This window comes from Rothia sp. ZJ1223, from assembly GCF_016900985.1.
Taxonomy (GTDB): Bacteria; Actinomycetota; Actinomycetes; order Actinomycetales; family Micrococcaceae; genus Rothia.
In genome coordinates, this window is sequence record NZ_JAFEUT010000001.1 from 472,737 (window position 1) to 498,675 (window position 25,939).

Annotated in this window: 20 protein-coding genes and 1 pseudogene; 6 read left to right on the forward strand and 15 right to left on the reverse strand. The window is 54.2% G+C overall.

The features are described 5' to 3' along the window. The first annotated feature begins 22 nt into the window (after positions 1-22). From JTP09_RS02135 to JTP09_RS02150, 4 genes are all read left to right on the forward strand, one after another. Positions 23-667, forward strand: a complete 645-nt coding sequence (locus JTP09_RS02135; protein WP_204876475.1) for a GntR family transcriptional regulator — start codon at positions 23-25, stop codon at positions 665-667. Positions 668-703: 36 nt separating this feature from the next. Next, positions 704-2,221 (forward strand): MmgE/PrpD family protein, encoded by a 1,518-nt coding sequence (locus tag JTP09_RS02140; RefSeq protein WP_204876477.1) that lies wholly within the window; start codon positions 704-706, stop codon positions 2,219-2,221. Continuing rightward, on the forward strand, positions 2,221-3,135 hold the full coding sequence (prpB, locus tag JTP09_RS02145) for a methylisocitrate lyase (protein WP_204876478.1): 915 nt from the start codon (positions 2,221-2,223) through the stop codon (positions 3,133-3,135). Before JTP09_RS02140 ends, prpB begins: the two co-directional genes overlap by 1 nt. A gap of 153 nt (positions 3,136-3,288) precedes the next feature. Continuing rightward, positions 3,289-4,431 (forward strand): bifunctional 2-methylcitrate synthase/citrate synthase, encoded by a 1,143-nt coding sequence (locus JTP09_RS02150; protein ID WP_204876480.1) that lies wholly within the window; start codon positions 3,289-3,291, stop codon positions 4,429-4,431. Between the two features lie 99 nt (positions 4,432-4,530). Here JTP09_RS02150 and xerD read toward each other — a convergent pair whose 3' ends face one another. The 13 genes and pseudogenes from xerD to glf form a co-directional block, all read right to left on the reverse strand. Further along, positions 4,531-5,556, reverse strand: coding sequence for a site-specific tyrosine recombinase XerD (gene xerD, locus JTP09_RS02155; protein WP_204876481.1), 1,026 nt, complete (start codon positions 5,554-5,556; stop codon positions 4,531-4,533). 4 nt (positions 5,557-5,560) lie between these two features. After that, a complete protein-coding gene (locus JTP09_RS02160) occupies positions 5,561-6,289 on the reverse strand; it encodes an NUDIX hydrolase (RefSeq protein WP_204876482.1) in 729 nt (242 codons plus the stop codon). Between the two features lie 103 nt (positions 6,290-6,392). After that, positions 6,393-7,844: an amidase gene (locus JTP09_RS02165; RefSeq protein ID WP_204876483.1), complete on the reverse strand. Its 1,452-nt coding sequence runs from the start codon at positions 7,842-7,844 to the stop codon at positions 6,393-6,395. A 25-nt stretch (positions 7,845-7,869) separates the two neighbouring features. Then, positions 7,870-9,573 (reverse strand): DNA repair protein RecN, encoded by a 1,704-nt coding sequence (gene recN, locus JTP09_RS02170; protein WP_204876484.1) that lies wholly within the window; start codon positions 9,571-9,573, stop codon positions 7,870-7,872. Next, positions 9,570-10,508: an NAD kinase gene (locus JTP09_RS02175; RefSeq protein ID WP_204876490.1), complete on the reverse strand. Its 939-nt coding sequence runs from the start codon at positions 10,506-10,508 to the stop codon at positions 9,570-9,572. Before JTP09_RS02175 ends, recN begins: the two co-directional genes overlap by 4 nt. Positions 10,509-10,597: 89 nt before the next feature. Next, positions 10,598-11,332 carry a TlyA family RNA methyltransferase gene (locus tag JTP09_RS02180; RefSeq protein ID WP_204876491.1) on the reverse strand — a complete coding sequence of 245 codons (735 nt, stop codon included), beginning with the start codon at positions 11,330-11,332 and terminating at the stop codon, positions 10,598-10,600. A gap of 3 nt (positions 11,333-11,335) precedes the next feature. Continuing rightward, on the reverse strand, positions 11,336-11,527 hold the full coding sequence (locus JTP09_RS02185) for a hypothetical protein (protein ID WP_204876495.1): 192 nt from the start codon (positions 11,525-11,527) through the stop codon (positions 11,336-11,338). Then, complete coding sequence (locus JTP09_RS02190) at positions 11,520-12,503, reverse strand: HAD-IIA family hydrolase (RefSeq protein ID WP_204876502.1); 984 nt, start codon at positions 12,501-12,503, stop codon at positions 11,520-11,522. Before JTP09_RS02190 ends, JTP09_RS02185 begins: the two co-directional genes overlap by 8 nt. 14 nt (positions 12,504-12,517) lie before the next feature. Continuing rightward, the gene (locus JTP09_RS02195) at positions 12,518-13,795 is read right to left on the reverse strand and encodes a hypothetical protein (protein ID WP_239478551.1); all 1,278 of its coding nucleotides are present in this window, start codon (positions 13,793-13,795) and stop codon (positions 12,518-12,520) included. A gap of 515 nt (positions 13,796-14,310) precedes the next feature. Beyond that, positions 14,311-15,072, reverse strand: a pseudogene (locus JTP09_RS02200) (ABC transporter ATP-binding protein); the annotation flags it as partial. A 3-nt stretch (positions 15,073-15,075) separates the two neighbouring features. Next, the gene (locus tag JTP09_RS02205) at positions 15,076-15,972 is read right to left on the reverse strand and encodes an ABC transporter permease (protein ID WP_204876506.1); all 897 of its coding nucleotides are present in this window, start codon (positions 15,970-15,972) and stop codon (positions 15,076-15,078) included. Then, positions 15,969-17,987 (reverse strand): glycosyltransferase, encoded by a 2,019-nt coding sequence (locus JTP09_RS02210; protein ID WP_204876515.1) that lies wholly within the window; start codon positions 17,985-17,987, stop codon positions 15,969-15,971. The genes JTP09_RS02205 and JTP09_RS02210 overlap by 4 nt, the downstream gene beginning before the upstream one ends. A 21-nt stretch (positions 17,988-18,008) precedes the next feature. Next, the gene (gene glf / locus JTP09_RS02215; RefSeq protein ID WP_204876520.1) at positions 18,009-19,199 is read right to left on the reverse strand and encodes a UDP-galactopyranose mutase; all 1,191 of its coding nucleotides are present in this window, start codon (positions 19,197-19,199) and stop codon (positions 18,009-18,011) included. A gap of 343 nt (positions 19,200-19,542) precedes the next feature. Between glf and JTP09_RS10270 the strand changes: the two genes are divergently transcribed. Then, positions 19,543-23,286, forward strand: a complete 3,744-nt coding sequence (locus tag JTP09_RS10270) for an FtsK/SpoIIIE domain-containing protein (protein ID WP_204876522.1) — start codon at positions 19,543-19,545, stop codon at positions 23,284-23,286. On the opposite strand, the gene JTP09_RS02225 is transcribed toward JTP09_RS10270, so the two are convergent. Beyond that, positions 23,259-23,654, reverse strand: a complete 396-nt coding sequence (locus JTP09_RS02225; protein ID WP_204876524.1) for a hypothetical protein — start codon at positions 23,652-23,654, stop codon at positions 23,259-23,261. The two genes, JTP09_RS10270 and JTP09_RS02225, sit on opposite strands and share 28 nt — an antisense overlap. A 347-nt stretch (positions 23,655-24,001) precedes the next feature. On the opposite strand from JTP09_RS02225, the gene JTP09_RS02230 reads away from it, so the two are divergent. Next, positions 24,002-24,250, forward strand: a complete 249-nt coding sequence (locus JTP09_RS02230) for a WhiB family transcriptional regulator (RefSeq protein ID WP_204876526.1) — start codon at positions 24,002-24,004, stop codon at positions 24,248-24,250. 117 nt (positions 24,251-24,367) lie between these two features. On the opposite strand, the gene JTP09_RS02235 is transcribed toward JTP09_RS02230, so the two are convergent. Continuing rightward, a complete protein-coding gene (locus JTP09_RS02235; RefSeq protein ID WP_239478552.1) occupies positions 24,368-25,909 on the reverse strand; it encodes a sensor histidine kinase in 1,542 nt (513 codons plus the stop codon). Between the last annotated feature and the right edge of the window lie 30 nt (positions 25,910-25,939).

Consider the following 25,939-nt stretch of genomic DNA (forward strand, 5'->3'; position numbering starts at 1 on the left):
ATAGTTTTGGCAAGGAGGTGCTATGAACGCCAGCGAAAAAGCGTATACAACCCTCAAAGAAGACATACTCAGCACAGCTCTCGAACCAGGCACTGTGATTGGAGAGGTTGAACAATCCGAGCGCCTTGGCGTCTCACGCACTCCCCTCCGCGCAGCACTAGAACGTCTCAAAGCAGAGGGACTCGTTGTTTCTGGTGAAACCAGAGGAAACGTAGTTGCCCCCGTCTCTTGGGAAAAAGTCGACCAGCTCTACGAGTTACGGTCAGCTTTAGACCCCTTAGCGGCATCACTGGCTGCCCTACGAGGCGATTCATCCCACTTCATGGATCTTCACGAGAGGTTCCTGCTGGCCGCGCAGACAGTGGGTTCAGATTCAACAGACCTCACCTCCTACTACACACTTGTCGAAGAGTTAGATCGCTCCATCGACGAAGCAGCCAACAACGACTATCTCACCCAAGCACAAGCGTCCTTACGGGTTCAGCTCATCAGAGTCCGCAAACTTTCCAAAACAAATAGAGAAAGACTCGAACAAGCAGCCCACGAACACGCTTTGATTGCCAGAAGCATTGCCCATAAAGATTCACAGCTTGCCCAAGCAATCACAACAGTTCACCTCAAAAATTCACTCGAAAACATTAAACAAACGATTGCACCTCACCGTTGAGTCAGAGCAATCAAATACTAAGAAAGAGGCACGCCCATGACAGTTAACCACTCAGTACGGGTTTACCGCAGTGAAGAGAACCTGCCCCGTGAAGAACAGCTCGCCCACAAAATTGCCACGGTGGCAACAGACCCCGTAGAGGTTCTGCCCGAGGTTGAAGAGATGGTGATTAACCGTATTATCGATAACGCATCGGTTGCCCTTGCATCTTTGAACCGCGACCCCATCATCTCAGCTCGCGACCAGGCACTCACTCACTCCCCCAGCTCAAACGGACGCGGTGCCACCCTCTTTGGTGTGGACGCGGCAACCAAGGTTTCCCCCGAATGGGCAGCTTGGGCAAACGGAGTAGCTGTCCGAGAACTCGACTATCACGACACTTTCCTCGCCGCTGAATACTCGCACCCCGGCGACAACATTCCACCCATTCTCGCGGTAGCTCAGCACACCGGCAGAAGCGGACTCGACCTCATTCGAGGTCTAGCAACCGGCTACGAGATTCAGGTTGATTTGGTCAAAGCGATCTGCCTGCACAAACACAAGATTGACCACGTTGCTCACCTCGGTCCCTCAGCCGCTGCCGGCATCGGTACGCTTTTGAATCTAGAGACAGAAACCATCTTCCAAGCTGTCGGTCAGGCCTTGCACACCACCACCGCTACCCGCCAATCACGTAAGGGAGAAATCTCTACTTGGAAGGCACACGCACCCGCTTTTGCCGGCAAAATGGCTGTCGAAGCTGTCGATAGGGCAATGCGCGGTCAGACATCACCTGTTCCCATTTACGAAGGCGAAGACGGTGTTATCGCTTGGCTCCTTGATGGTCCCGGCGCCCGCTACGAAGTGCCCTTGCCCGCAGCAGGTGAAGCAAAACGGGGCATCCTTGATACATACACCAAGGAACATTCCGCGGAGTACCAGGCACAGGCATGGATCGATCTAGCGCGCAAGCTCAACCACGAACGTCCTGAACTTGCGAACCCCGAAAACATCCAGTCGATTGTTCTACACACCTCCCACCACACCCACTACGTTATTGGGTCAGGCGCCAACGACCCCCAGAAATACGATCCCACCGCAACACGCGAGACGCTGGATCATTCCATTCCCTATATCTTCACCGTCATGCTGCAAGACGGTGTATGGGATCACGTTGGACCCTACGCGCCCGAACGTGCCCAGCGCCCCGACACCGTAGCTTTGTGGAACAAGGTCACAACGGCTGAAGATCCCGAGTGGACCCGCCGTTACCACTCCACTGACATCAGCGAAAAAGCTTTCGGTGGCAGGGCTGAAATTACCTTGGCTGACGGAACCGTTATCAGCGAGGAAATCGCTGTTGCCGATGCCCACCCGCTCGGTGCGCGTCCCTTCGGACGCGCCGAATACATCGATAAGCTCCGTACCCTTGCCGAGGACATCGTGGCAGAAGATGAACTCAACCGCTTTATCGATGCTGCAGAGAACCTCTCCTCCCTTGGTGCAGGCGAGCTTGATGTTCTCAACATCACCGCAGCACGCACACTTTCAACCGGTCAAGGAGGTATCTTCTAATGCTGTATGCTCACAAAACTCCGGCAGAAAAGCGACTTGATTTACGTCAAAAGCTATCAAGCTCCACCATTCAAAGGTTCCCCGGCACCTTCACACCTCTTTCGTCTAGGCTGATTGAAGAAAAGGGATTTGACGGCATTTACATCTCGGGTGCGGTACTTGCCAATGAACTAGGGTTCCCTGATGTTGGGCTGACGACTCTCTCAGAGGTAGCCCAACGCGCAGGTCAGATTTCCCGCATCACGAACCTTCCTGCAATCGTCGATGCTGATACCGGATTTGGCGAGCCGATGAACGTTGCCAGAACTATTCAAGAATTCGAAGAGTACGGTCTGGCAGGGTGCCATATTGAGGATCAATTCAACCCCAAACGGTGCGGTCACCTCGATAACAAGAATATGGTTGACCTTGAAACAGCCACCAAACGCATCAAAGCTGCCGCTGAAGCTAGACGCGATCCTAACTTCTTAATTATGGCGCGTACCGACCTACGCGGTGTTGAATCCTTAGAAGCAACCGTTGACCGTATTCAGGCGCTTGTCGATGCCGGGGCAGACGCTATTTTCCCCGAGGCTCTCAAAGACCTCAGCGAATTTGAGACAGTATGCTCCGCCGTTGATGTGCCGGTCTTGGCGAACATGACCGAATTCGGTAAAAGCAAGCTGTATACCCTTAAAGAACTCGAAAATGCAGGAGTCAGCCTGGTTATTTACCCTGTCACCCTGCTGCGTTCATCCTTTGGGGCTATGGAGCGCGTTCTTGAAACCATCGAACGAGATGGCACCCAGGAGGCAGCCGTTGATGAGATGTTCACCAGGGCAAGACTCTACGACCTGGTGGATTACGAAGCTTACAACCGCTTCGATACCGGCATTTTCAACTTTGAAGTACCCGGTAAATTCACTAAAGCTTAGCTCCTGTATCTGGTGTGCCTGCTTCTGCTTCACGGCAGCGCAGACACACCTCATCTGCCGGTTCGCCCACACTGTAAAGCGATTCCAGCGCACCACGCTCTTCTTAAGGAGCTACCACTATCATTCTTAGACCCGGTTCAAAGGAGAATCATCATGGTCGCTGATACCGATATCAAAAAGGGGCTGGCGGGAGTAGTTGCAGATTACACCGCAGTCTCAAAAGTAAATGCAGAAACAAACTCACTGCTCTACCGCGGGTACCCCGTTCAAGAATTGGCTTCAACCTGTAAGTTTGAAGAAGTTGCTTTGTTGCTGTGGGACGGTGAACTACCTACTGCTGAACGCAAAGCTGAACATATAGCTTACGGTCGTGCCCACCGCAGTCTAGGTGCTGAGTTGAAGGCAGTCATTGATGCTTTACCGTTGGATTGCCATCCCATGGATGTTTGCCGTACAGCAGTTTCCTTTCTCGGTGCGTGCGACCCTAAAAGCGAGGATTCTTCGGCTGAAACAGAGTTGAAGAAAGCCTGGGAGCTCTTTGCGGTACTGCCTTCTATCGTGTGTTACGACCAGCGTAGACGCCACGGTCTTGAGCTCATTGAGCCACGAGATGACCTTGACTATAGCCAGAATTTTCTGTGGATGGCGTTTGGGGAGGTTCCTTCAGACGAGGTACGAGACGCTTTCAATACCTCCATGGTGCTCTACGCCGAGCATTCTTTCAACGCATCAACTTTCACAGCGAGGGCGATTACTTCTACCCTTTCTGATCTTCATTCAGCGGTAGCAGGCGCTATTGGCGCTCTCAAAGGCTCATTGCACGGTGGTGCGAACGAAGCTGTTATGCACACTTTCAATGAGATTGGCATTTGTTCTGGAGAGTCTGAAGAAGATGCTAAAGCTCGCGCTAAGGAGTGGATGGATCAAGCCCTAGCTGAAAAGAAGAAGATAATGGGCTTTGGACATCGCGTTTACAAGAACGGTGATTCCCGAGTACCTACTATGCAGGACGCGTTCTTCCGCATGGTTGAGCACTACAATCGAAACGACATGATTGGTTTGTATAAGGGTCTTGCACAGTCAATGGACGAGGCCAAGGGCATTAAGCCTAATCTGGATTATCCGGCTGGTCCTACCTATCACCTCATGGGATTTGACACCCCCACTTTCACTCCCATTTTTGTGTGTGCCCGTATCGCTGGGTGGACCGCACACATTTTGGAGCAGCGCGCGAGTAATTCTCTCATTCGCCCGCTCTCTGCTTATAACGGTCATAACGAACGTCATGTCAGCTAGCTAAAACCCATATGAGACTGTGCAGTGGGGCTGAGTGTTTAGAGCTATCTGTTAATGGGAAAAGCTCTAGGCGGGTAGCCCTGCTAATAGTTTGGTGCGCTACCGCGCTCTAGGGTGGGCTGCTGCGAAGACCTCGCGCAGGGTATGGGCGGTGACTTTGGTGTAAATCTGGGTGGTGTTCACCGAAGCATGCCCTAATAATTCTTGGACCACGCGTATATCTGCGCCGCCCTCTAATAAGTGGGTGGCGTAGGAATGGCGCAGGGTGTGAGGTGATATTTCCTCGGCAAGCTGTGCCCTATCGCAGGCTTTTTTGAGAATCAGCCAAGCTCCCTGGCGGGTGAGCCTGCTCCCACGAGCGTTCATGAAGAGGGCGGGGGTTCCCTTCCCTTTAGCTGCTAGTTCTGGGCGGGCACGTACGAGATAGTCATCGATTGCTTTCAGCGCGTAAGAGCCAACAGGCACAATGCGTTCTTTATTTCCTTTACCGAACAAACGAACTACAGCGGGTACCTGGGTAGCCAGAGGTTCGGTGGCTTCCGCATCTTGCGAGCTATTGGCGGTAGCGCGAGTGCGCGAAAGGTCGTCAAGGTCGACGTTAGTGACCTCACTAATACGTGCGCCTGTGGAATAGAGAAACTCTAAAATCGCTCGATCACGCAGACCAGTAGCGGTCGAGGAATCAGGAGCTTCTAAAAGTTTTTGGACGCGCTCAAGAGAGATCGCTTTGGGCAGACGTTGGGCGGGGGTTGGGGGTGCAACGGTAGCAGCCGCGTCCGTTGTCGTTATGCCCTCGATCAACCAAAATTTGTGAGCACCGCGAACCGCCACCAAAACACGGGCGATACTGCGGGTGCTCAGGGGTTTAACCTCAACGTTCCCGGTTGCCAGGGAGACCGCAAAATCGCGAATATGTTTGGTGGTGATACGGTGGGCATCAATGACACCCTGCTCAGCCAGGTAGTGCTCATAACGGTTCAAATCGCGGGTGTAGGAATCAACGGTATTGGTTGCCAGACCCCGCTCAATCACTAGGTGGCTGAGATACTTCTGCACACTTCGCCCCAGTGGAGTCAGTGGTTTTTCCTCTGCTTGGGTCAGGGCGGACGCGGTGGGGCGGCTCATGGGGTTAGCTCAATGAGCCGCGGTAGTTGCCATCTCGCAGGTAGGGGTGAGCGGGCCAGGGCGCGTCCACAGGTTTTGCACCAACAATCCCGCCTTGTAGGGCGGCGTAGGTAGCGAGGATTGCCTGGTTGGCGCTGGGGCTGTGCAAACGAGCGTTGAGTACAGCGCCCACGGCTTCTTCAAGGTCGAACCAGCGCATGATGATTTCAGCTTCTTCGCCTTCACGCTGGGTTTTTTCGATAGCTGAGATTTCGCTGATTCCACGCGCTAAGTACATTCGGTTTGCTTCAGCAGAGCAACCTGGGCTGTTGTGATACTCCATGAGAAGATCCCACTGTTCAGCCTGTAAATCCGTTTCTTCGGCGAGCTCCCGCTTGGCTGCGGTGAGAGGGTCTTCGCCCTCAACATCGAGCATTCCAGCAGGAATCTCCCACAGGTTCATGCCCACCGGCTGACGGTACTGGTTGATGAGCAGAATCTGGTTTTTATCATTGAGCACGGAGATACAGACCGCACCGGGGTGAGTAATGAAGTCGCGTCCTAGTGCTTCACCGTCTTCGGTGAGGGAAAAATCCTCTCGCACCACGTCCCAGATGTATCCTTCAAACTTTGTTTCGTGCGAGCGCACAAACCGCGGGTTCACAACATCAGCGAGCTGGGTTTGGTTTATCACCTCTGCACGGGCGTCGATGCGCGGGGCGGTGCCTGTATCGGCGTGGAGCTTTTGTTGCATGGGAGATTTTCCTTGTGTGGAGCTAGTCGATTAGTAGCTTAACCCTACCGCTTAGTGGGCATTTGATTTCAAATATAGGTAGCAGCTTGTTACGGGAAAAGACTCAGCTGGTGGAGATAAGGCGCTCTAGCTGACCGGCGATGTTCATTGCTAACGCATCCGCGTCCGGTTGAGTGAGGACGGTGAGCCCTACGGGTAACCCGTTGACTTTCCCGATGGGCACGGTGATACTCGGTGAGCCGCCGTGGGAACTTAACCCGGCGGCGGCTGTGCCAGCCCAATCGTGTGAGGCAGTTTCAGGACTGGTAGCGTAGATGATCGCGTCAAGGCTGTTGGCTCGCATATATTCCAGCCATGCTCGCCGTTGCTCTGCCCCGCGCATCAGCGATTCAGCCAAGGCTTCCGGGTGGGTGCGAGCATACTTTAGCCAACGTTCGACCGTTGCAGAATCGATCAGGGCAGTTTTTAGCGCATGCGCTACCAGTTCGTGGGTAGAGTCTACATCATCTGAGCACGCGCCTGAGGCAACGAACTCCTCAAGAGCAAGGGCAATCTCAGTGTATTGGCTACCCGGTAATAGCTGGTGGGCTTCTTGGGCAGAAAGCGTACACTCAACTTCCTGCATTCCCTCACGTTGCATCAAGAGGGAGGCACTCGATCGCACCTTCTCAGCTACTGCAGAGCGAATCTTTTGACGCTGGCTCCCGGTAAGACTCGGTGCCCCCGGTGCCTGAAGCGGCCACTCAAGGTAACTAATGCGAAGAGGACGCGCCACTCCCCTGGCGGTTTCCCCAGAAGAAACTTCTGCCTGGGTCAGGTTCAAGGTCCCTGCAACCAGTTGTATATCAGCAACGCTGCGGGCAATAATGCCGGGCGTATCTTGTGCCGGTGCCAGCGGAACGATACCCTCGGTTGGTAGCGTTCCAAAGGTCGGACGCCAACCCACCAAACCCGCGTGAGCTGCCGGACCCACCACAGACCCGCAGGTATCAGTGCCCACAGCTATCGGGGTGATTCCCAGCGCTACCGCAACAGCGCTAGCCCCGCTAGAACCGGATGCGCTCAAGGACTCATCATAGGCGTTAGTCGTAGTGCCACCTAGGCTAGAAGCGGTGATGGTACCGTGCCAAGCGAATTCAGAGGTGTTCACCGTCGCTAGCACAATCGCACCGGCGTTCCTCAAGGTGGCAACCGCCGGAGCGTCCTGCTCAACAACGAACTGACCAAAGACAGGGTTACCGGCGCTCAGTGCCAAGCCCCGTACCGCGATGTTGCCTTTCACCACTACGGGGATTCCCGCTAGCGCGCCCTCTGCTCGCTGAGCGATGTCCCCTTCAGCGTGACAAAAAGCGATAGCCTCATCAACCTGCTGCGCTTCGTGTTCAGCCTGCCGGTTAAGTTCAAGGACAATACGGTGAGCGGCATTGTAAGTGTTCAAACGCTTCAGTGATTCTCGTACCAGCTGAGCTGCACTTCGTTCACCGCTTATTACCTGATCCCGCAGTTCGGCAAGACTTATGCCCCACCAGCTAGGGTGATCGGTATGAGCGTTCACTGAGGCGTCCTTTCTTGACTACGTTTTAGAGTTGACCGGCATCTTTAAGCAGCTCGCGCGCGTGTTCTTGGGCGGATGCTGATTGGTCATGGCCCGAGAGCATGCGGGCAAGTTCTACCACGCGCTGCTCGGTATCAAGCACCTCAACCTTAGACTGGGAGGCGTCATCGTTTTTGAGCACCAAAACGTGATGATCTGCAAAGGCTGCTACCTGGGGCAGGTGGGTAACCACCAGTACCTGCACGTGTTGAGCAAGCATCGCGAGGCGTCGCCCAATCTCAATAGCTGCCTTACCGCCCACCCCTGAATCAACTTCATCGAAAATAAAGGTGGGTACGGGGTCAACCTCAGCGAGTACCACTTCAAGTGCCAGCATCACGCGCGAAAGCTCACCGCCTGATGCGCCTTTACCCAGGGGTCTAGGCACAGCATTTTTATGGGGTGCCAGCATAAAAGTCACGGTGTCTTTGCCGTGAGCACCGAATTTCTCGGTCTGTTCAACGCTGACTACCAAGGATGCGTTGGGCATAGCAAGAGCCGTCAGTTCCTCTGAAACAGCAGCGGCAAGTTTCTTAGCTGCCTTAGTGCGTGCTTCAAAAAGGCTCTGGGCAAGAGTGCTGAGGGTATCGCGCAACTCGCGCAACTCGCTCTCCAGCTCATCGTTGCGTGCCGGGTCGTCGCTGAGTTGAGATAGACGGGTACGAGACTGGTCTGCCCACTCCAACACTTCAGCGATATCAGCACCGTATTTGCGGGTCAGGGTTTTGAGCTGGGCGCGGCGGGTTTCCACCTCAGCAAGGCGCTCTGGTCCCTCACTATCTAGGGTCGCGCTGTAACCCGAAATATCATCAACGATATCGGTGATATTGATGAGTGCCTCGTTAAGCCGCTGGGCGATGGCACGCAGATCTTCATCGGCATCTGCCTCGTTCAGCACAGCCGCACGAGCGGTATCGAGCAGCCCCAGCGCGTTGGCTTCAGTACCGTCCCCGTAATCACTACCGGCGAGAGCCGCCGATGCTGTTGTTGCAGCTATGCGCAGCGCCTCAACGTTGGCAAGTTTTTGGCTTTCTGCCCGCAACGCTTCGTCTTCGCCCTCTTGCGGGTTGATACCGTCAATCTCAGCCAGAGCCCCCTGCAAGGTTTGCGCTTCAAGAACACGGGCGCGCGAATTTTCCCTCACCTCTTTAAGCTCAGCAGCAGCTTCACGGTAGCGGTCGTAGGCTGTTTTGTATTTCTTATGCAAACGCTCAACAGAACTACCTGCGTAGGAGTCAAGTGCGTGACGCTGTTCAGCTGATGATTTCAGGCGCAATTGGTCAGACTGACCGTGAACAGCAACGAGGGTGTGCCCTATCTCAGCCAGGGTACCAATAGGTGCGGACGCGCCGCCCACGTGGGCACGCGAACGTCCGGTGGAGTTTACGGTACGAGCTAGTAGTAGCTCTGCCCCGTCGTCGTACTCCTCAACCAATCCGCCTGCGTCCTCGGCAAGTTGCACGGCACGGTGGTTTTTGGGCAGCCGCACCACGGCTTCTGCGAGAGCAGATTTGGCACCGTTACGCACGCTTGAGGCATCAGAGCGAGCACCCAGGAGCATACCTAGTGCGGTCACCACCATGGTTTTACCCGCACCGGTTTCACCGGTGAGCACCGAAAACCCCGGTTCTAGGGGTAAACGGGCGTCATTGATAACGCCCAAATCTCGCAGGTGAATTTCTTCAATCACTTGTTGACGACCTCAATCATTCCGGTTGCCGGGGCGGTGCTGGGACCTCGCCAGCCAGCAATGGGCAGTTCAAATTTTCTAACCAGACGCTCGGAGAACGGTGCTGGTTTCATGCGAGCTAGACGCACCGGTTTACGCGAGCGTACAACCTCGATGCGGGTGCCGGGGTTAAGATCGCGGGTTCGTCGCCCGTCGCACCAGAGTACTCCTCCGCCGCGGTTTTGGGGCAGAATCTCTACCGCCATCATGGAGCTGGGGGCGGTAACCAGCGGGCGCGAGAAAAGAGCGTGGGCGCTCAGCGGCACCAGGAGCATGGCGTCCACGGTGGGCCACACGACGGGACCACCGCCAGAGAATGCGTAGGCGGTTGAACCGGTGGGGGTCGCTAACACTACCCCATCACAGCCGAAGGTTGAGAGGGGACGCTTATCGACCTCAATCACAACCTCCAACATTTTTTCACGGTTGCCTTTTTCAACGCTGGCTTCGTTCAGCGCCCAATCGGTCAGGATTTTTCGAGCACCCTCCCACACATGCACATCAATAGCCATACGTTCTTCAACGGTGTAGCGGTTGTGCACGATGTTATCAACGGTCTCGTGCAGATCGTACTCTTCAGCTTCAGCCAAGAAACCTACGTGCCCCAGGTTCACTCCCACTAGCGGAATGGTGGTGTGTCGAATACGTTCAGCGGCGCGAAGGATTGACCCGTCGCCGCCCAGCACCATGCCCAGCTCAATGTCAACGAGAGCCACAGTTTCGCTCACCACCTCAACCGGCACTGATTCCTGCCAGCCGTGGGTCAGAATATCGAGGTCCTCGCGTTCCATCACAGGGGTAAGACCGGCTTCAAAGAGCTGACGGCAGGCAGCGCGAGCTGCATCGCGCGCGTCCTCACGGCCGGTATGAGCAAAAACAAGAATTTTTCGGGTCACGGTAGCTCCTGTTACCCCTTGAAACTGTCGATGGGTGAGCGTCAAAGATGCTCGCACACCACTGTACGCCGGTGGGCGGCGTCAAGCATTTATGACGCGGGTTGAGATAGCCATAGAAAGTATTCGAGGTTGCCGTCTTGACCTGGCAATTTAGATTCGCTGATACCACGCACGGTCAGCCCGCACTCTTCAGCACAGCGTTTGACGTTCTCTACAGCCTCTAAGCGTGCAGCGGGGTCAGTTACTACCCCACCTCGTCCTATCAAGTGAGGTTTGACCTCAAACTGGGGTTTGACCATGAGTACCAAATCTCCCCCGGGGGCGGTTGCTGCCGCCAAAGATTCCATGACTAGGGTGAGAGAGATAAAGGAAAGATCAGAAACGGTCAGTTCCACCTGCCCACCGATATCATCGGGCTTCATGTAGCGAGCATTCATGCCCTCGAAGACCGAGACGCTCGCGGTGTGACGCAGACTCTCGTCCAACTGGTCATGACCAACGTCCACCGCCATCACACTCTTGGCACCGCGCTCCAACAGAACCTGGGTAAATCCCCCGGTTGAGGCACCAGCATCCAAACAGCGCTTGCCCGCAACCGAGATGTCAGTGAAGGTATCGAGGGCACCGGCTAGTTTGTGCCCGGCACGCGAGACATAGTGGGTCAGGGCGCTCTCGCGCACCGTTACAGAATCCTGGGGCTGAATCTTGTAGGACTTGTTCGCTGCAACCCCGTTCACTAGCACACTGCCCTCTTCGATCAGTTTAACCGCGATGGTACGTGAGCGCGCAAGACCAGTATCAGCCAAGTACTTATCAAGACGCACGCGTTACTCTCTTTCGGTTACTTCAGCGCCGGTAGCAACCGGAGTGTCGGAGTTCATCGAGGCGCGCAGGTCTTCGGCGGTTTGCTCAAGACGAGAAAGACGCTCCACAGGGTCAAGAGCTAAAACAGCCTCAAGCTGACGTTCGAACGATGCCAGTTCAGTGTCAGATTGCTGATGGTGAGCAGGCTTAGACATAGTCAATGTTCTCCGGGGCAAGGGGCGCGTCAGTTGCCGGATGCGCCGCCCACCAAGCAGCGCAGGCAGCGCGTTGGGCGTCGATGTCGCATCCGCTCATGCGCACAGTGTTACCCTCGACTTCGGCAAAAGATGAACCTGCAGATGCACGCACGCCGTCAGCAGTTTGGCTAACGTCAACGCTGGGGTATTCCTCAAAGAAACCATTTAGGGTTTCAATCAGGTAGGTGGGGCGCTCCTCGGGTACAGCAGCAAGCACCGATTCAAAAGTTTCGACGCCGGTGAATACCAGTGCTGTTGCCATCTGAGCACGGTTACCACCCAAAATATCGGTATCTAAGCGGTCACCCACCACTACCGGGGCACTACTGTTCAGAGCCTTAGCCGCCGTGTAAAAAATAGGTGATTCGGGTTTACCAGCCACTAACGGGGTACGTCGGGTAGCGGTAGCAACCGCGTTTACCAGCGTCCCATTACCCGGTGCGATGCCCCGCTCCTTGGGAATCGTAAAGTCAGTGTTTGAAGCTACCCACAGCACTGACTCGTCAGCTAAAGTGTAGGCAGCCTCAGCTAAATCCTCCCACACAATCTTGGGGTTGAACCCCTGCGCTACCGCCACGGGGTGCTCACTCTGCGAGCGCACGGGGGTTAGCTCCGCCGCGCTCACACAGTCAGCTAATGCCTGCGCACCGGTAATGAGGACGCGAGAGCCCGCTTCCAAACGCTGCGCCAGAAGCTCCGCCGCAGCCTGAGCTGAACTAACCACGTGTTCGGCATCAGTGTTAACGCCCAACTCCACTAAGTGCTCAGCGACCTGCTCAACACTGCGCGAAGCGTTATTGGTGACGAAAGCTACGGGCACGCCCAGCTTCTGCGCCTTATTCAGTGCCTCGGGGGCACCATCAATAGCGCAAGGGCCGGCGTACACCACACCGTCAAGGTCAGACAAAATAGCATCGTGGGCGTTCAGCAGCATGCGGGTTCTCTTTCTTAGTTCTCGTCAGAAGTTTCTGAGTCTTCAACATTCTGCTCAGTATCAACCACGCTCAGGTGATCCTCGGCAGCATTTTCATCATTGTAGGTTGCAGGCTCTTCTTCGACGGTAGCTACTTCTTCAGGAGCAAGCTGCTCGGATGATTCTGTTGCAGACGCCTCGGTCAAGTTTTCTTCGTTCTCTTCGGTAATCTCTGATTCTTCGTCAGCATCGTCTGTTGCCTCAGCGGTCAAATCAACGGAAGGCTCTTCAGGTTCTAGCAAATCCTGCTCTGAGAAAATATCAAAGATCTCGGGTTCAACGAATGCGCCCTGCCCCAAAGCTGCCTCAGTCATTACTGCCAGGCGCATCCATCCCTTAGCCTCTTTGGTGCGACCTGCCTCAGACAACAACTCAGAGTAAGCACTAAAGAGACGGGGGCTGTACTCAAAACCGCGCTTCTTATTCAGCTCGGGAATCTCAAGCGCCTTGAGAGCACCCCCCAGGTCACCTGCATCGTGCTTAATACCAGAAACCACCAGAGCAACCTCAACGCGGGTTACTGGGGCGAGGTCCTCATTCATGACCTCAGCAGCTAGCTCCAGTGCTTTCTCGGTCTTACCCAACGCACGCTCGTTATCAACAAGCAACGCAACGTGCTCGTTAGAACCGGTAATACGGCGGTGGGTACGCAACTCGCGCAAGGACAGTTCAAAATCCTCAGCAACGTAGGCTGCAATACCAGTTGCCTCTCGCACCACAGCGATACGACCAGCACGGCGGGTAGCGTACTTAGCATGCTCAAGAGCAAACGCGGGGTCAATCTCAAGGTAACGACCAGCCATCACCAAGTGCTGGGCTACAGTCTCAGCATTCTGAGCTTCAAGAGCGCGCAACTGACGCAGGGTGCTACCATCTAGCTCTTTACCGGTAACGTCAGTATCGATCTCGGGTCCGGCTACCTTCGCCGGAGGGGTGTAACCGCCCTCGTCATTACTACGGCGGGCGTTATTACCTTCGCCACCGCGACGGCGTCCGCCAAAACGCTTATCTTCATTGTGATTAGTGCGTTCATTATTAAAACGGCGTCCCTTGACACCATCATTGCCGAAAGAACGCTCGCCACCGCGACGGTCATCATCGCGACGGTTGCCGCCAAAGGAGCGACCACCCTCACGGCGGTTATCAGAGGAGCTGCGATCGCCTGAGAAGTTACGGTCGCCGCGGTTCTTGAAGCCATCGCGGCGGTTATCTGATCGGCGGTCATTTGAGTCTCGGCGTGAGAATTCAGACAAAGGAGCTCCTCTATTGGGCGTGCCCCTATCGTTCAAGGGCACAAAAAATTTTTAGGTAGTTAGACCCATTCTATACAGTCGACCAAGCTGGCTAACACCCCAACTGCCTGAATAAGGGTGCGGTTTTAGGCACATAAAAGCCGGTGGATGAGTCCGTGCTGTGTAACGCGCGGACGCTCCCACCGGCTCAGGGGCTACTAGGGCTAGCTCTGTGCGGCAGCTAGTGGCTACTGCATGTACTTAGCGAGTTCTCCTTGCAACCGTGCCCTCTTTTTGGTCAGGCGGTCGATTTCAGAATTGACGATATCAAGTTTTTGGTGGTTGCCCAGAGCATCGAGCTCAGCCTGGGTCTCCTCGGCGATACCGATGAGAGCTACCAGCACAGGTTCTTGAGAGCCTGAGGCAATAGCCTGCTCAAGATCGCGTTTATTGTGTACCAGGGTCTCCAGCTTTTGCTGCGCCACCAGAATATCGCCCTCGTAGCGGTGCTTCTTGGTGGTGCCCAGGGGCTGGTCGCGCATGACGTCCACTGCCTCCATCGCGTCCCCATCAAAACGTACGTTACCCTTTTCAAGCACAATGCCGCGGTCGCAAATCTGCGAAACCAGATCAAGGTCGTGGCTAACAACCACCAAGGTTTTACCGGTAGCGCACAGCTCTTTAATCTTTTGCAGACACTTCTTTTGGAAGGGTTCATCGCCCACCGCCAGAATCTCGTCCACCAAGAAAATCTCGGGATCGGTATGAATCGCTACTGCAAAGGCAAGACGCAGGTACATACCTGAAGAATAGAACTTGACCTCGGTATCAATAAAGTCACCGATTTCAGAAAAAGCGACAATTTCATCGAAGAGAGCATCAGTTTGTTCTTTGCTCATGCCCAAAATGGCGGCATTCAGGTAGACGTTGTCGCGTCCGGTCAGATCGGGGTGAAAGCCTGCGCCCACCTCAATCAAACCGGCGATACGACCGCGGGTGAGGACGCTACCCTGGTCGGGTTGCATGACGCCCGAGATGAGCTTGAGCATGGTTGATTTGCCGGAGCCGTTATAGCCCAGCAATGCAACACGCTCACCCTCGCGGATCTTCATGGACACTCCGTTGAGAGCGCTGAAACGTTCGCTCAAATCGCCCTTGCGACCCTTAATCAGCCAAATAAAGGCTTCTTTCATGGAGCGGGTATGGCGCAGTACGAATCGTTTCACCAGTCCGTCCACACGAATCACATCGGGCGCATCGAGAGCCACCGGAGGCAAATCAAAAATATCGAGTTTCATCTTTTACAGCTCCTGCGCGAAGTTGCCCTCGAAGGTACGGAACAGCCAGTTACCCAGCAAGAGCAACACCAGGGAAATACCGAAAGCGATAGGTACCCATACGGTCAGCAAGTTCGGGAACATGTACCAGTTACCGGCAGCCAGCAGTAACTGCTGTTGCTCACCGCTGAGAGTTGGCTGCCAGAAAGCATAGTGGAAGAGTTCCACCGCCACCGTCAGCGGGTTCGACATGTAAAGATACTCGATGTTAGGAACCTGTACCTCACGCGCCACCATGGTCCAGGAGTACATGACCGGCGATAGCCAGGTTGCCATCATCAGGAACATATCTACCAGGTTCTCTGAGTCTCTGAAGAACACATTTGCCACGCCAAAGACCATACCGGCAGCCAGCCCAAAGACCATCACCAGCAGAACACCCACGATAATGGCACCAATTTGCTTAAGATCAGGCGTCCACCCCACAAACAAACAGGCGACAATAAGCACCAAAATCTGCGGAAGGAAGTGAATCACACCCACCCAGATGGTAGACAGCGAAAAGAGCTGGCGAGGCAGGTAAATCTTTTTAATCAAAGCACCGTTCACCACGAAAGCGCGGGCGCCGTTGCTAAAACATTCCGAGAAGAAGTTAATAACGATAATGCCCGAGAACAGATACACCGAGTAGTTCTGCAAGCCTTTTTCAAGACCCAAGAAAATACCCAGTGCCAGATAGAACACGAGGAACTGAATAGCCGGCTTGATGTAAGACCAGACGATACCGAGAACTGACCCTCGGTAACGTACCTGAATCTCTTTATCAACGAGCAGCTTCAGTAGATACTTGTTGTGGAGAGCGTCTTTCAACCCCCGGCCTTTGCCGGGGGCTGAAAACTCTCGAGTTGCTAGATCACTCATCGAGTAAGTTCTGACTCCGTATGCTTATCGAAGGTCTTCTTCCATGCCTCGTAAGAGGCTACGTCAGCTGCCGCATCGCGGTATTGCTGACGCAAAGAAGCCCAGTTCTTGAAGAGCTTGGCGTGCAAGGACGCTGCTTTAGCGAGCTTGGAACGTAGTTGCTCGGGGTCGCGCTTGTACCAGAAAACACCCGTACCTTCAGCGTTAGTGACCAGCAGCGAATCAAAGCGAGAGACGGTCCACCAACGGTTCTCCTGGTAAGAGAGCTGAATCTGGGGGTTTTCCTGAGCCATCTTGTCTACGGGAACAAAAGCCTGACGTCCCACAGCCTTTACTGCCCAGGGCAGCAGATTCTTGTAGGTGGGCGGCGCGAAGTTGCGGCGGCCTTTGAAAGGAGGCTTTTTAGTCTTAGGCTGCGGGTATGCATCAATGTCGCTCTTAAGCTGAGCGTCGATGTAGTTGGCAGCTTTACCGCGAATAACCGGCAGTCGTTCGCTCAGCGAGTCGTGCAGGTGCTCGGGGCCTGAAAGCAAATCTTCAAGTGCCATCAAGCGTCCTTCTTCGGTGTAGTACTGCATGCTCAAGGCATGCTTAACATCGAGGAAGAGTGATTCGCGCATCACTGCACCCCCCTTTTCGAAGGGTGAGTGAATCAATGCGGTAATGAGGCGGTTACGTTCGTGGAAGTAAGCCTGCCACCCCACGGAATCGTCTTTATCGACCCACGAAACGTGCCACAAACCTGCGCCGGGGAACGAAACGGTAGCGATACCGGCTTCTTTCGCGCGCAGACCGTACTCAGCATCATCCCATTTAAGGAAGAGCGGTAGTGAAAGACCGATTTCTTTAATGACTTCAGTAGGAATGAGGCACATCCACCAGCCGTTGTAGTCAACATCCACGCGGCGGTGTAGCCAGTGGGTGTTACGCAGGTTGTGACGGCCCAAGTCATGGCCCAAGGTCATGTCTTTATGCGGACGGTCGTAGAAGGTGCGCCAGGGGTTCACGACTTCGCCAAAAGCGTGCAGAACGGTGCGGTCATACATATCGAACATGTGACCGCCCACGATGGTGGGGTTCTTGCAGTAGTCAGCGAAGGTGACCAATCGAAGGATCGATTCGGGTTCAACCACCACGTCATCATCAAGCAGCAGGACGTAGTCGCTACCGTTGTTCACTGATTCGTACATGCCGCGGGCAAAACCGCCTGAGCCGCCCAGGTTGGACTGGTTGATGATGCGGAACTTACCGGCTAACGGCGCCACGACCTTTTCAAAATCAGGATGGTCCTGCACCTTATCGGTGCCCTGATCAACAATCAGCAGTTCCTTGATGGAATCAAAAATATCGATGTTCTCACCCAGTGAGCGGATGTTGTTGATGCAGTATTCAACCTTGTTCATGGTGGTAATCTGCACGGTTGCTTTACCGCCGTTTTCACCGGTGCGAGGGGTCGCATCGCCCAGCCAGTTAGCTTCTACCAGGGTGAAACCCTGTTGCTGGGCATCGAGGTCAAACCAGTACCAGCCACCGTCACTAAAGGGGTTCAGTGACAGCTTAAAAACTGCTTCGTTCTCACCGGAGACAACAGCAGCGTCCACACGCTGAATAACACCGCGCGCATTGGACTTGTAGACAATAATCATGCCCTCACCTTGGGTCTTGACGCTCAGGGTCACGAAGCGCAAGCTCGTCCATCGACGCCAGTAAGAGGCAGGGAAAGCATTGAAGTAGGTACCAAAGGACAGGGACTTGCCCTTAGCAATCTGGGTGGAACGGCGTCCGAGCAGATCGCTAGCATCAGCGCGTGAGCTATCGGCGGTTTTCTCCTGATCGGAGGTTGCCTGCACAAAAGTTTTATGCGCGTCCCCGTCTTCGCGGGTGGGTAGCTGCACACCCGATGCCATGCCAGCATCAACGTAGAGAGGAATAACGTCGGTCTGTACCGCTTCGGGCAAAATGACGCGCTGCAGGGTACGCTGTGATGACGTATCGATGGTGGTAGTAGATGACATAAAAGGTATAGCTCCTAGTACTTAGGCTTCGTCAATGCCGCCGGAAACGATTTTCTCGCCACCGGTGAAGTGAGGCTTAATTTTGTTATCAAACATCGAAAGTGCAGCACCGATAGCCATGTGCATATCGAAGTACTTGTAGTTGCCCAGACGTCCGCCGAAGAGGACCTGGGGTTCAGCAGCAGCCAGCTCGCGGTACTTGAGAACCTTTTCGCGGTCAGCGGCGGTGTTGATGGGGTAGTAGGGCTCATCGCCGTGCTCGGCAAAACGTGAGTACTCACGGTGAATAACGGTTGCATCCTTGGTGTAAGTACGCTCGGGGTGGAAGTGACGGAACTCGTGAATACGGGTGTAGGGTACGTTCTCATCCGCGTAGTTCATCACTGAGGTGCCCTGGAAGTCTTCAATGGGCAGAATCTCTTCTTCGAGATCGATGGTGCGCCATGACAGGTCACCTTCGGCGTAATCGAAGTAGCGGTCGATGGGACCGGTGTAGATGATCGGCACCTGACCGCGTACCTTGGAGCGGGAGAATTCGTGACCGTCTTCAAAGAAATCGGTGTTGAGGTGAACCTCAATGTTGGGATGTACTGCCATGCGCTCTAGCCATGCTGCGTAACCGTCAACGGGCAGACCTTCGTACTTGTCGTTGAAGTAGCGGTTGTCGTAGGTGTAGCGAACAGGTAGACGCGAAATGATGGACGCGGGCAGTTCCGAGGGGTCGGTCTGCCACTGTTTTGCGGTGTAGTGCTTGATGAAAGCCTCGTAGAGGGGGCGGCCGATAAGCGAGATGCCCTTGTCATTGAGGTTCTTGGGGTTGGTACCTGCCAGCTCGCCAGCCTGTTCCTGGATCAGGGCTTTAGCTTCCTGCGGTGAGTAAGCTGCGTTGAAGAACTGGTTGATAGTGCCCAGGTTGATGGGCATGGGGTACACGATGTCGTTATGACGGGTGTAGACACGGTGTACATAGTTAGTGAATTCAGTGAACTGATTGACGTACTCCCACACACGCTCGTTGGAGGTGTGGAAGAGGTGCGCACCGTACTGGTGAACCTCTATGCCGGTGTTCTCTTCGAACTTGCTGTAAGCGTTGCCACCGACGTGGTCGCGACGGTCAATGATGGCTACTTTAAGGCCCAGTTCGTTAGCTGCTCGTTCAGCGATGGTAAGACCAAACAGTCCCGAACCAACAATGACTAAATCTGCGTTCACAAGATACTCCTGCACTTTAGGTAGGGGACGCTCTTTGCCCCTTTAACCGGTTTACCGCGATAGCTACTCACCGCGGTGCTGTTTTGTGCGCCCCGGTATAGGGTGAGCGCAAAACATAGTTATACGTACATATAACCTACCGGAATTTTACCTCTCTACCGCATCGCTGAGTAAGTTTTAGCTGTTATTCTTGGGGAATTCACCAACTCGATGTGTTAGGTGTCACCTTCTTTTGTATGACATGATTGTGACGCTCAGAGGTACTGCACACGGACTCATTGTGGACACAGCTACCGGTTATTAGTCTCACAGAGGAGGTTATCCACAGGTGGCGGGCGCTGCGGTGGCTACAGGAAATTTTTCTGCCCACAATAGGGTCATGGAGCTTCTACTACTGCTTGAAATTGATACGCACCGCCCGCTGCGTCCGGTGCGTGTAGAGACCACCGGTGGGCAAATCGGTGCAGATACACTCAGCCAGTATTTGCGCGGGTTCTTGGGGTTTGACTGCCAATGGTGGGTGGGTCAGCAGAGTCTAGAATCGTGTGTTCTGGGTGTGCAGCCTCTGGTTACGGGGGCGATCTTACGCCGCTCTCCTCAGGCGATAAGCCAGCAAAAGATGCTTAGTTTTGTAACGGTTCATGGTCCCGAGAGCGGACGCTTCTGGCAGCTACAGCGGGGCTCATACAGCCTTGGTAAGTTCAACACTGATATCTGCATCAGCGATCCCGCCTTAGAGCCGGTTCACGGTGTACTAACAGTCGCTGAAGAAGGCATCAGTTTGCACGCCGATAACGCAGTCTTTGACTTAGCAGTGGGTGAAACTTTCATACTGGGTAGCTCACGCTGCCTGATGGTTGATTCTCCGCTGCCATTGCCATCACAACCGGCGGCTCTTGGCTCTCAAACTGTGGAGCTTGATCCACCCCGCAGCGTCGTACAGCTCATTTTAATGACGATTTTACCTATAGTCTTGGGAGTAGTCATTGCTCTGGTCACCGGCATGTGGCTGTTCTTGCTCATGTCGATGGCATCAAGCCTGGTGATGGGTTCTCATCTGTTTCTGCATCAAGGCTCAAGCGCAGCAACCCGGCGAAAACTGCGGGAGGCTGCTGAGCGCGATATGGCGAGCGCGTCCGTCTACCCTCATGTCGCTCACCTCGTGGAATCTGGCAGTCTTCTGCCAGCGGCGGCGCTTGTATCACCGGGTATTTTTGGGCGCTCAGCGTCTCTTAGCGGGCGGTACATCGAGAAGTATCGCGTTCCTTTTGTGGATGAGGTGCCGCTGTTGCTTCCGGTGGAACCGGGGGTGATTATTCGGTGTGAGGTCGAGTCCCGGCTCCTGAATCTCCTGGTGCTTCAGCTTCTGAGGGTGGCGCAGGTTTCCGTGGTGCTGACGCAGGGCGTCCTCCGGTTAAACCCGCAGTGGAGGTTGCTGACGGTCTTGCCAACGGTGGTTGTGGTGGGTTCGTCAGAGGGTGACGAACAGTATTTTTCTTCTCACGCGGCTGTAGTGGCTACAGAACCCGAGATAGTTGGGTGCGACCTGACGGGCGTTACAACTTTTATTGTGGGCAGCTGTGAAGCTGATGCGGATGTCGTATTACAAACCTGCGGACGCTCGGGTCAGCTCTTAGCGTCGGTATCGTCTTCGTCGTGTCTGCAGGTGCCGGGGCTCAGTACACTCCCCTGCACCGTTGCTGCAGATGGTGTGGATGATTCCACTTTCATTCAGGCGGTAGGTAACCTCTTACAGCAGATGCACTCCCCCACATCTGTAGCGAGTCAAAGTGCAGATGCAGTTCATCAATTCAGCGGGCGGTTTTCGGAGCTTACTGAGTTCGGGGTAGAAGATGTGCCCCTACGCTGGTCCCAACACCTGTATGCACCTGATCTGATGATTATGGTGGGTAAGGGTCTGCCAAGGCTCTCCGTCACAGAGCATGGCCCTCATTTTTTGGTGGGAGGCACCACCGGTTCTGGTAAATCTCAGTTTTTACGGTCAATGATGCTGAGTTTGGCGGCGGTTTATTCTCCGGCGCGTTGTAGCTTTCTTTTTATCGATTTCAAGGGTGGGGCAGGGCTTGGTCCGCTCCATCAGCTGCCCCATTCTTTGGGGTTGCTTAGCGATTTAGATACTGCTTCGGTGCGCAGGGCGCTTGCTTTCTTGAAGGCTGATTTGAGTGCGCGCGAACGGCTCTTTCAGCAGCTAGAAGTCAATTCCTACAGGGACTATTTGCGGGTGTGCGAAAAAGCTAGTGAGCAGCCGGGTTTTAGCGAGTTTTTTATTGTGGTGGATGAGTTCAAAATGCTGGTTGAGTCAATGCCAGAGGCTATGAACGATTTGATGAAGGTGGCAACTATTGGCAGGTCCTTGGGCGTTCATCTTATTCTTGCTACCCAGCGTCCTCAAGGTGCTGTGTCTGCTGATATCAAAGCTAATATATCTACCGTATTTGCCCTGAGGGTGGCGTCTTCGCAGGATTCTCACAATCTGCTGGGTAGTGATGACGCAGCAGATATTTCGCCTTCCTGCCCTGGAGCAGGCTGGGCGCGGCTTTCTGACGGACAACTGGTACCTTTCAGAGCGCCACGTTTGGATGCAGCCCCATACACTTATTCTCTCAAATTGAGAGTACATGATCTTTACAGTGGCTTGCAGTACCCGCAGAGAGGGGAATCAGCTGATACTGAGGATGCCCTCTTTGCCGCCATTGTCGGTGCCTACACCCCGGCGTTAGAACCGGCGGCTTATGTTCCTATTGCTCCCGCCTTGGCTTGCGGTACACCCACCCCACACAAAGATGCCTACTACTTAGGACGTCACGAAAACGCTGTCTGCGGTAAGCAGGATGAGCTGTTGTGGTCGTCCGCTTCGCAGGGTTCTCTTGCGTTAGTGGGTTCCGCTGCAGAACGCCACCGGGTCATTTTTTCGTTGCTGAGTCAGGCAGCTCAACGAGGAATCCCCCGCATTGTTTTTACCGCTGAACCTACCCTTTACCGGACGCTATCGCACGATGATTTCAGGGGCGCCGCAGACTGCGTTTTAGGCATTCAGGATATAGCCTTTCTGCAGGCGGTGTGCGAAGAAATCACGCAGGTACCCCGCCCCGTCTTACTAGTGGTCGACGGTATTGATATCTTGCTCGAGCATACGCTACGCAAGCCCCAGCTTGAACTCACCCTTTTACAGCTAGTCCAAGACGGTCACCGTACCGGAATCGAGGTCATCGTGAGTGCTTCCACAAAAATTCGGGGCAAGTTTTCAACGGCAGCGCACTCCACTGTGGTCACCGCAGAAACGGTGCGCAATGATCTCGCCACCACCGTTCTACGCTCCGAAATACCCCCTGGCACCGGGCAGTGGCGCTGCGAAGGTACACTCACCCACAGCATAAGCGCAGAAACGGCGACCGTTGCCGCCTTACTCGGCAGTAGTCAGCCACTGTGCATGCCCCTTACCGATGACTTCCGTCAGCTACCGGAACAGATAGATGCCGCCCAGTTGCCCCAGCAGGTATCAGAAGCCCCCACACAGGGCTTGCTTGTAGGTTTCTCTCGGCGCCAACGCCCCGTTACCCTAACCTCCGGCAACCGCAAGATTCTTTGCATTGCCGGCACCAAAGGCAGCGGTAAAACAACCTTGCTTCAGCAGCTACCGGGACTGAACCCCAACGAGTCTTTTACTCTGATTGAAGGCAGGCAAGTACCCGGAGTTTCTGCTCTAACCTCTTACCTCGATGCTCTGAGCGACCCTGCCCAGCGCATCCTTCTCATCGACGATTTACACAGTCTAGATGCCGCGTCCCAGGAGGCTCTACGCGCCCGTTGCTCCCACTACCGTCTAGTCATTCTCGCTTTCACACCGTGGAAGAGATGGCATGCATCCCCGCTACTCTCACAGCTTGCCGGCACCACCTACGGTATTGTTCTACAACCTCGTACTGCCGTTGACGGTGAATTTTTTGGACTGGAATCCTTACCGCTTGACACTCTCACCCGAGGTGTATGCCCACCCGGCAGGGCGTTGCTCATTGACGGGCTCGAAGTCACCGCTTTTCAAGTACCGGGTAGCTCACGCTCATAGTGATTACGCAGGTATTTGATAACACGAGGCGAGAACATCAAAATCATCACAACCCCGCAGACGAGAGCCGTCACGCTCCCCGGTACAAACTGACCAGAAACAGCGATCTGTGTGCCGATAATAACGCCCATAATCTGCCACACCACGATAAGGGCACGAGCATACAATCGCCCCTCATACAAACCTTTAGCGCCCCACGCCAAAGCACCGGCAATTAATACAAAAGCGAAAACTAATACAGCGGTTGCCGATGAGATACCCTCACCCGGAGCGTAAATCACCGACAACACCGCTAATGCCATAACGGCAATAATTTCAATTCCGACCAGTCCCACAATCACAAGAACAGCGGGCGGACGTACAGGCAATACACCCCTCGCACTTTCAGGCTTCACTGTGGTCCCCTTCTCTCTGCCCCACTCGATATCTTCTCTCGCTTTTAGTCTATACACCCTGCACCACCGGTGCCCCTACAGCAACCAGTACCCCACCCAGTGTGGTGCTTTTAACACCACAACAATAGCTGTGATTGATAACTCACACCCAGCAGAGTTTTTATTCAAGAAACCTCTTGTTTACTTTCAACCGACATGCGAAAGTTATGTAGGTCGACTTGGCTCCTGGCTTATTCAGGGGCCCGGGTTTTTGTTAGGCTGAGTTTTTTATTTTTTATCAAGCGCAGCCTCAGTGTACATATTTGAAGGAGAGCGTGCCCATGGATTGGCGTAGCCGTGCTGCTTGCCTAGAAAAAGACCCAGAATTATTTTTCCCTGTGGGAAACACTGGTCCGGCGCTACTTCAAATTGAAGAGGCAAAAGCCGTATGCCGCAACTGCACCGTCATGGATACATGCTTGCAGTGGGCAATTGAGACCGGTCAAGATTCCGGTGTCTGGGGCGGAATGAGCGAAGAAGAACGCCGAGCGATGAAACGCCGTGCTGCTCGCGCTCGCCGCGCGTCCTAAGACTCTTTTCAAAAGGCGGTGGACAGAATCTTTACGATTCTGTCCACCGCCTTTTGTTGTGCTCGCGTCTTTACAGCGGGTTGTCAGAAAAATGCCGATTGACCGGTTGGTGAAAGACTATCGGGACTCACCTAACACCGCTTCGATTTCAACAGTTGTTCCCCGAGGCGACCGATTCTTCCATGTAATGGATCCGTTGAGTTCACTAGCCACCAGGGTTTTCACAATTTGGGTTCCCAACCCATCTCGGGTTTTGGGTTCAGTTGCAGTCTCGTTCATACCTCGACCGTCATCGCTAATACTCACGGTTAGAGTATGCTGTGCCCTTTCATCGTACGCGCGCTGTGCATCCATTGTGACTGTTCCCGTCTCACCGGCAAGACCGTGTTCCACCGCATTGGCAACGATTTCGTTGATAACAAGGGCAAGAGGAGTTGCAAATTTACTCGGCAAAGACCCAAACGATCCCGTAAGTTCGGTGCGGACGTCCTGCCCCGGCGAAGCGAGTTCGGCAGCCAGATGAAACTGACGCCCAATCAAATCATCAAAATCAACGTTCTGGGCTAGTCCCTGTGATAGCGCCTCATGCACGGTAGCAATGGTCGCCACCCGTCGCATCGCTTGTTCTAATCCCTGCCGCGCTTCATCACTTTCCATTCGACGAGCTTGCAAGCGCAAAAGCGCAGAGACGGTCTGCAAGTTATTCTTCACTCGGTGGTGAATCTCCCGAATGGTTGCATCTTTGGTCATCAACTCAAGCTCGCGCCGGCGCAATTCGGTCACGTCACGGCACAGAATAATGGCGCCAAAGCGTTCTTCCCCCAAGGGGGTAAAACGGCGCAGAGGTATGGCACGGTAAGTGATGCTGGCGAAGTGCGCTTTAATTTCAGCGCGCCAGGGCATTTTCCCCGCTAAGACAAGTGGCAGGGTCTCATCTACTTGCTCTCCCTGAGGTAACAGAGCTCGGGTGATATGAGCAAGAGACTGTCCCTCTAGTTCAGCAGAGAATCCCAGCTTCTTATAAATAGAGGTCGCGTTGGGCGAGGTAAAGGTAATCACGCCCTCGGCGTCCAACACCATCAAGCCATCGCTCACTCGTGGGGCGCCGCGAGTTGTCCCCACAGGAGCAGAAAACTCAGGCCAGATTCCTCGGCTCGTCATTTTCAATAGTTCCTCGGATAGCTCTCTGTAGACCAGTTCAACGTGGGTTCGCTGACGCGGAGTGTAAGTCTCAGAGTGGACGCTAAGTAGCCCTAAGGTCCTGCCGTTTCTGGTGAGCGGAACAAGGGTAGTTTGAATATCTAGCCCAGCTACCGTTTCTGAATCCACGTACTTTTCACTGCACTGGTTTTTCCACACGCCCAGGGCTTTTAACCGCATCTCTTTTTTCATGCGGTGATCGATAAGGTCTGTATAAAAAAGTGTGTGTACGGTTGACGGACGCATATGAGCGCAGGCAATAAAACCGCTCTCTTGACCGGGCTCTGTGGGATAGCGTCCGCCCGCCAAAATATCGGAATTGAAATCGGTGGGTAACCACAGCACCAAATCACCGTGAGCGGTGTCAGCGATAATTTGCCAGTCACCAATGAGCAGGTGCAGCCATTCCATATCGCCCGGTCCGTACTCTGCGTTCTGGAGGAAAGGGTCAATGTGCATGGTTACCACACCTATCATTTTTCATGTTCT

Excerpts from the sequence above, each read along its gene's own strand:
- JTP09_RS02135 (WP_204876475.1), top strand. The coding sequence starts at position 23 with ATGAACGCCAGCGAAAAAGCGTATACAACCCTCAAAGAAGACATACTC.
- JTP09_RS02140 (WP_204876477.1), top strand. The coding sequence starts at position 704 with ATGACAGTTAACCACTCAGTACGGGTTTACCGCAGTGAAGAGAACCTG.
- prpB (WP_204876478.1), top strand. The coding sequence starts at position 2,221 with ATGCTGTATGCTCACAAAACTCCGGCAGAAAAGCGACTTGATTTACGT.
- JTP09_RS02150 (WP_204876480.1), top strand. The coding sequence starts at position 3,289 with ATGGTCGCTGATACCGATATCAAAAAGGGGCTGGCGGGAGTAGTTGCA.
- xerD (WP_204876481.1), bottom strand. The coding sequence starts at position 5,556 with ATGAGCCGCCCCACCGCGTCCGCCCTGACCCAAGCAGAGGAAAAACCA.
- JTP09_RS02160 (WP_204876482.1), bottom strand. The coding sequence starts at position 6,289 with ATGCAACAAAAGCTCCACGCCGATACAGGCACCGCCCCGCGCATCGAC.
- JTP09_RS02185 (WP_204876495.1), bottom strand. The coding sequence starts at position 11,527 with ATGTCTAAGCCTGCTCACCATCAGCAATCTGACACTGAACTGGCATCG.
- JTP09_RS02190 (WP_204876502.1), bottom strand. The coding sequence starts at position 12,503 with ATGCTGCTGAACGCCCACGATGCTATTTTGTCTGACCTTGACGGTGTG.
- JTP09_RS02205 (WP_204876506.1), bottom strand. The coding sequence starts at position 15,972 with ATGAGTGATCTAGCAACTCGAGAGTTTTCAGCCCCCGGCAAAGGCCGG.
- JTP09_RS02210 (WP_204876515.1), bottom strand. The coding sequence starts at position 17,987 with ATGTCATCTACTACCACCATCGATACGTCATCACAGCGTACCCTGCAG.
- JTP09_RS02230 (WP_204876526.1), top strand. The coding sequence starts at position 24,002 with ATGGATTGGCGTAGCCGTGCTGCTTGCCTAGAAAAAGACCCAGAATTA.
- JTP09_RS02235 (WP_239478552.1), bottom strand. The coding sequence starts at position 25,909 with ATGCACATTGACCCTTTCCTCCAGAACGCAGAGTACGGACCGGGCGAT.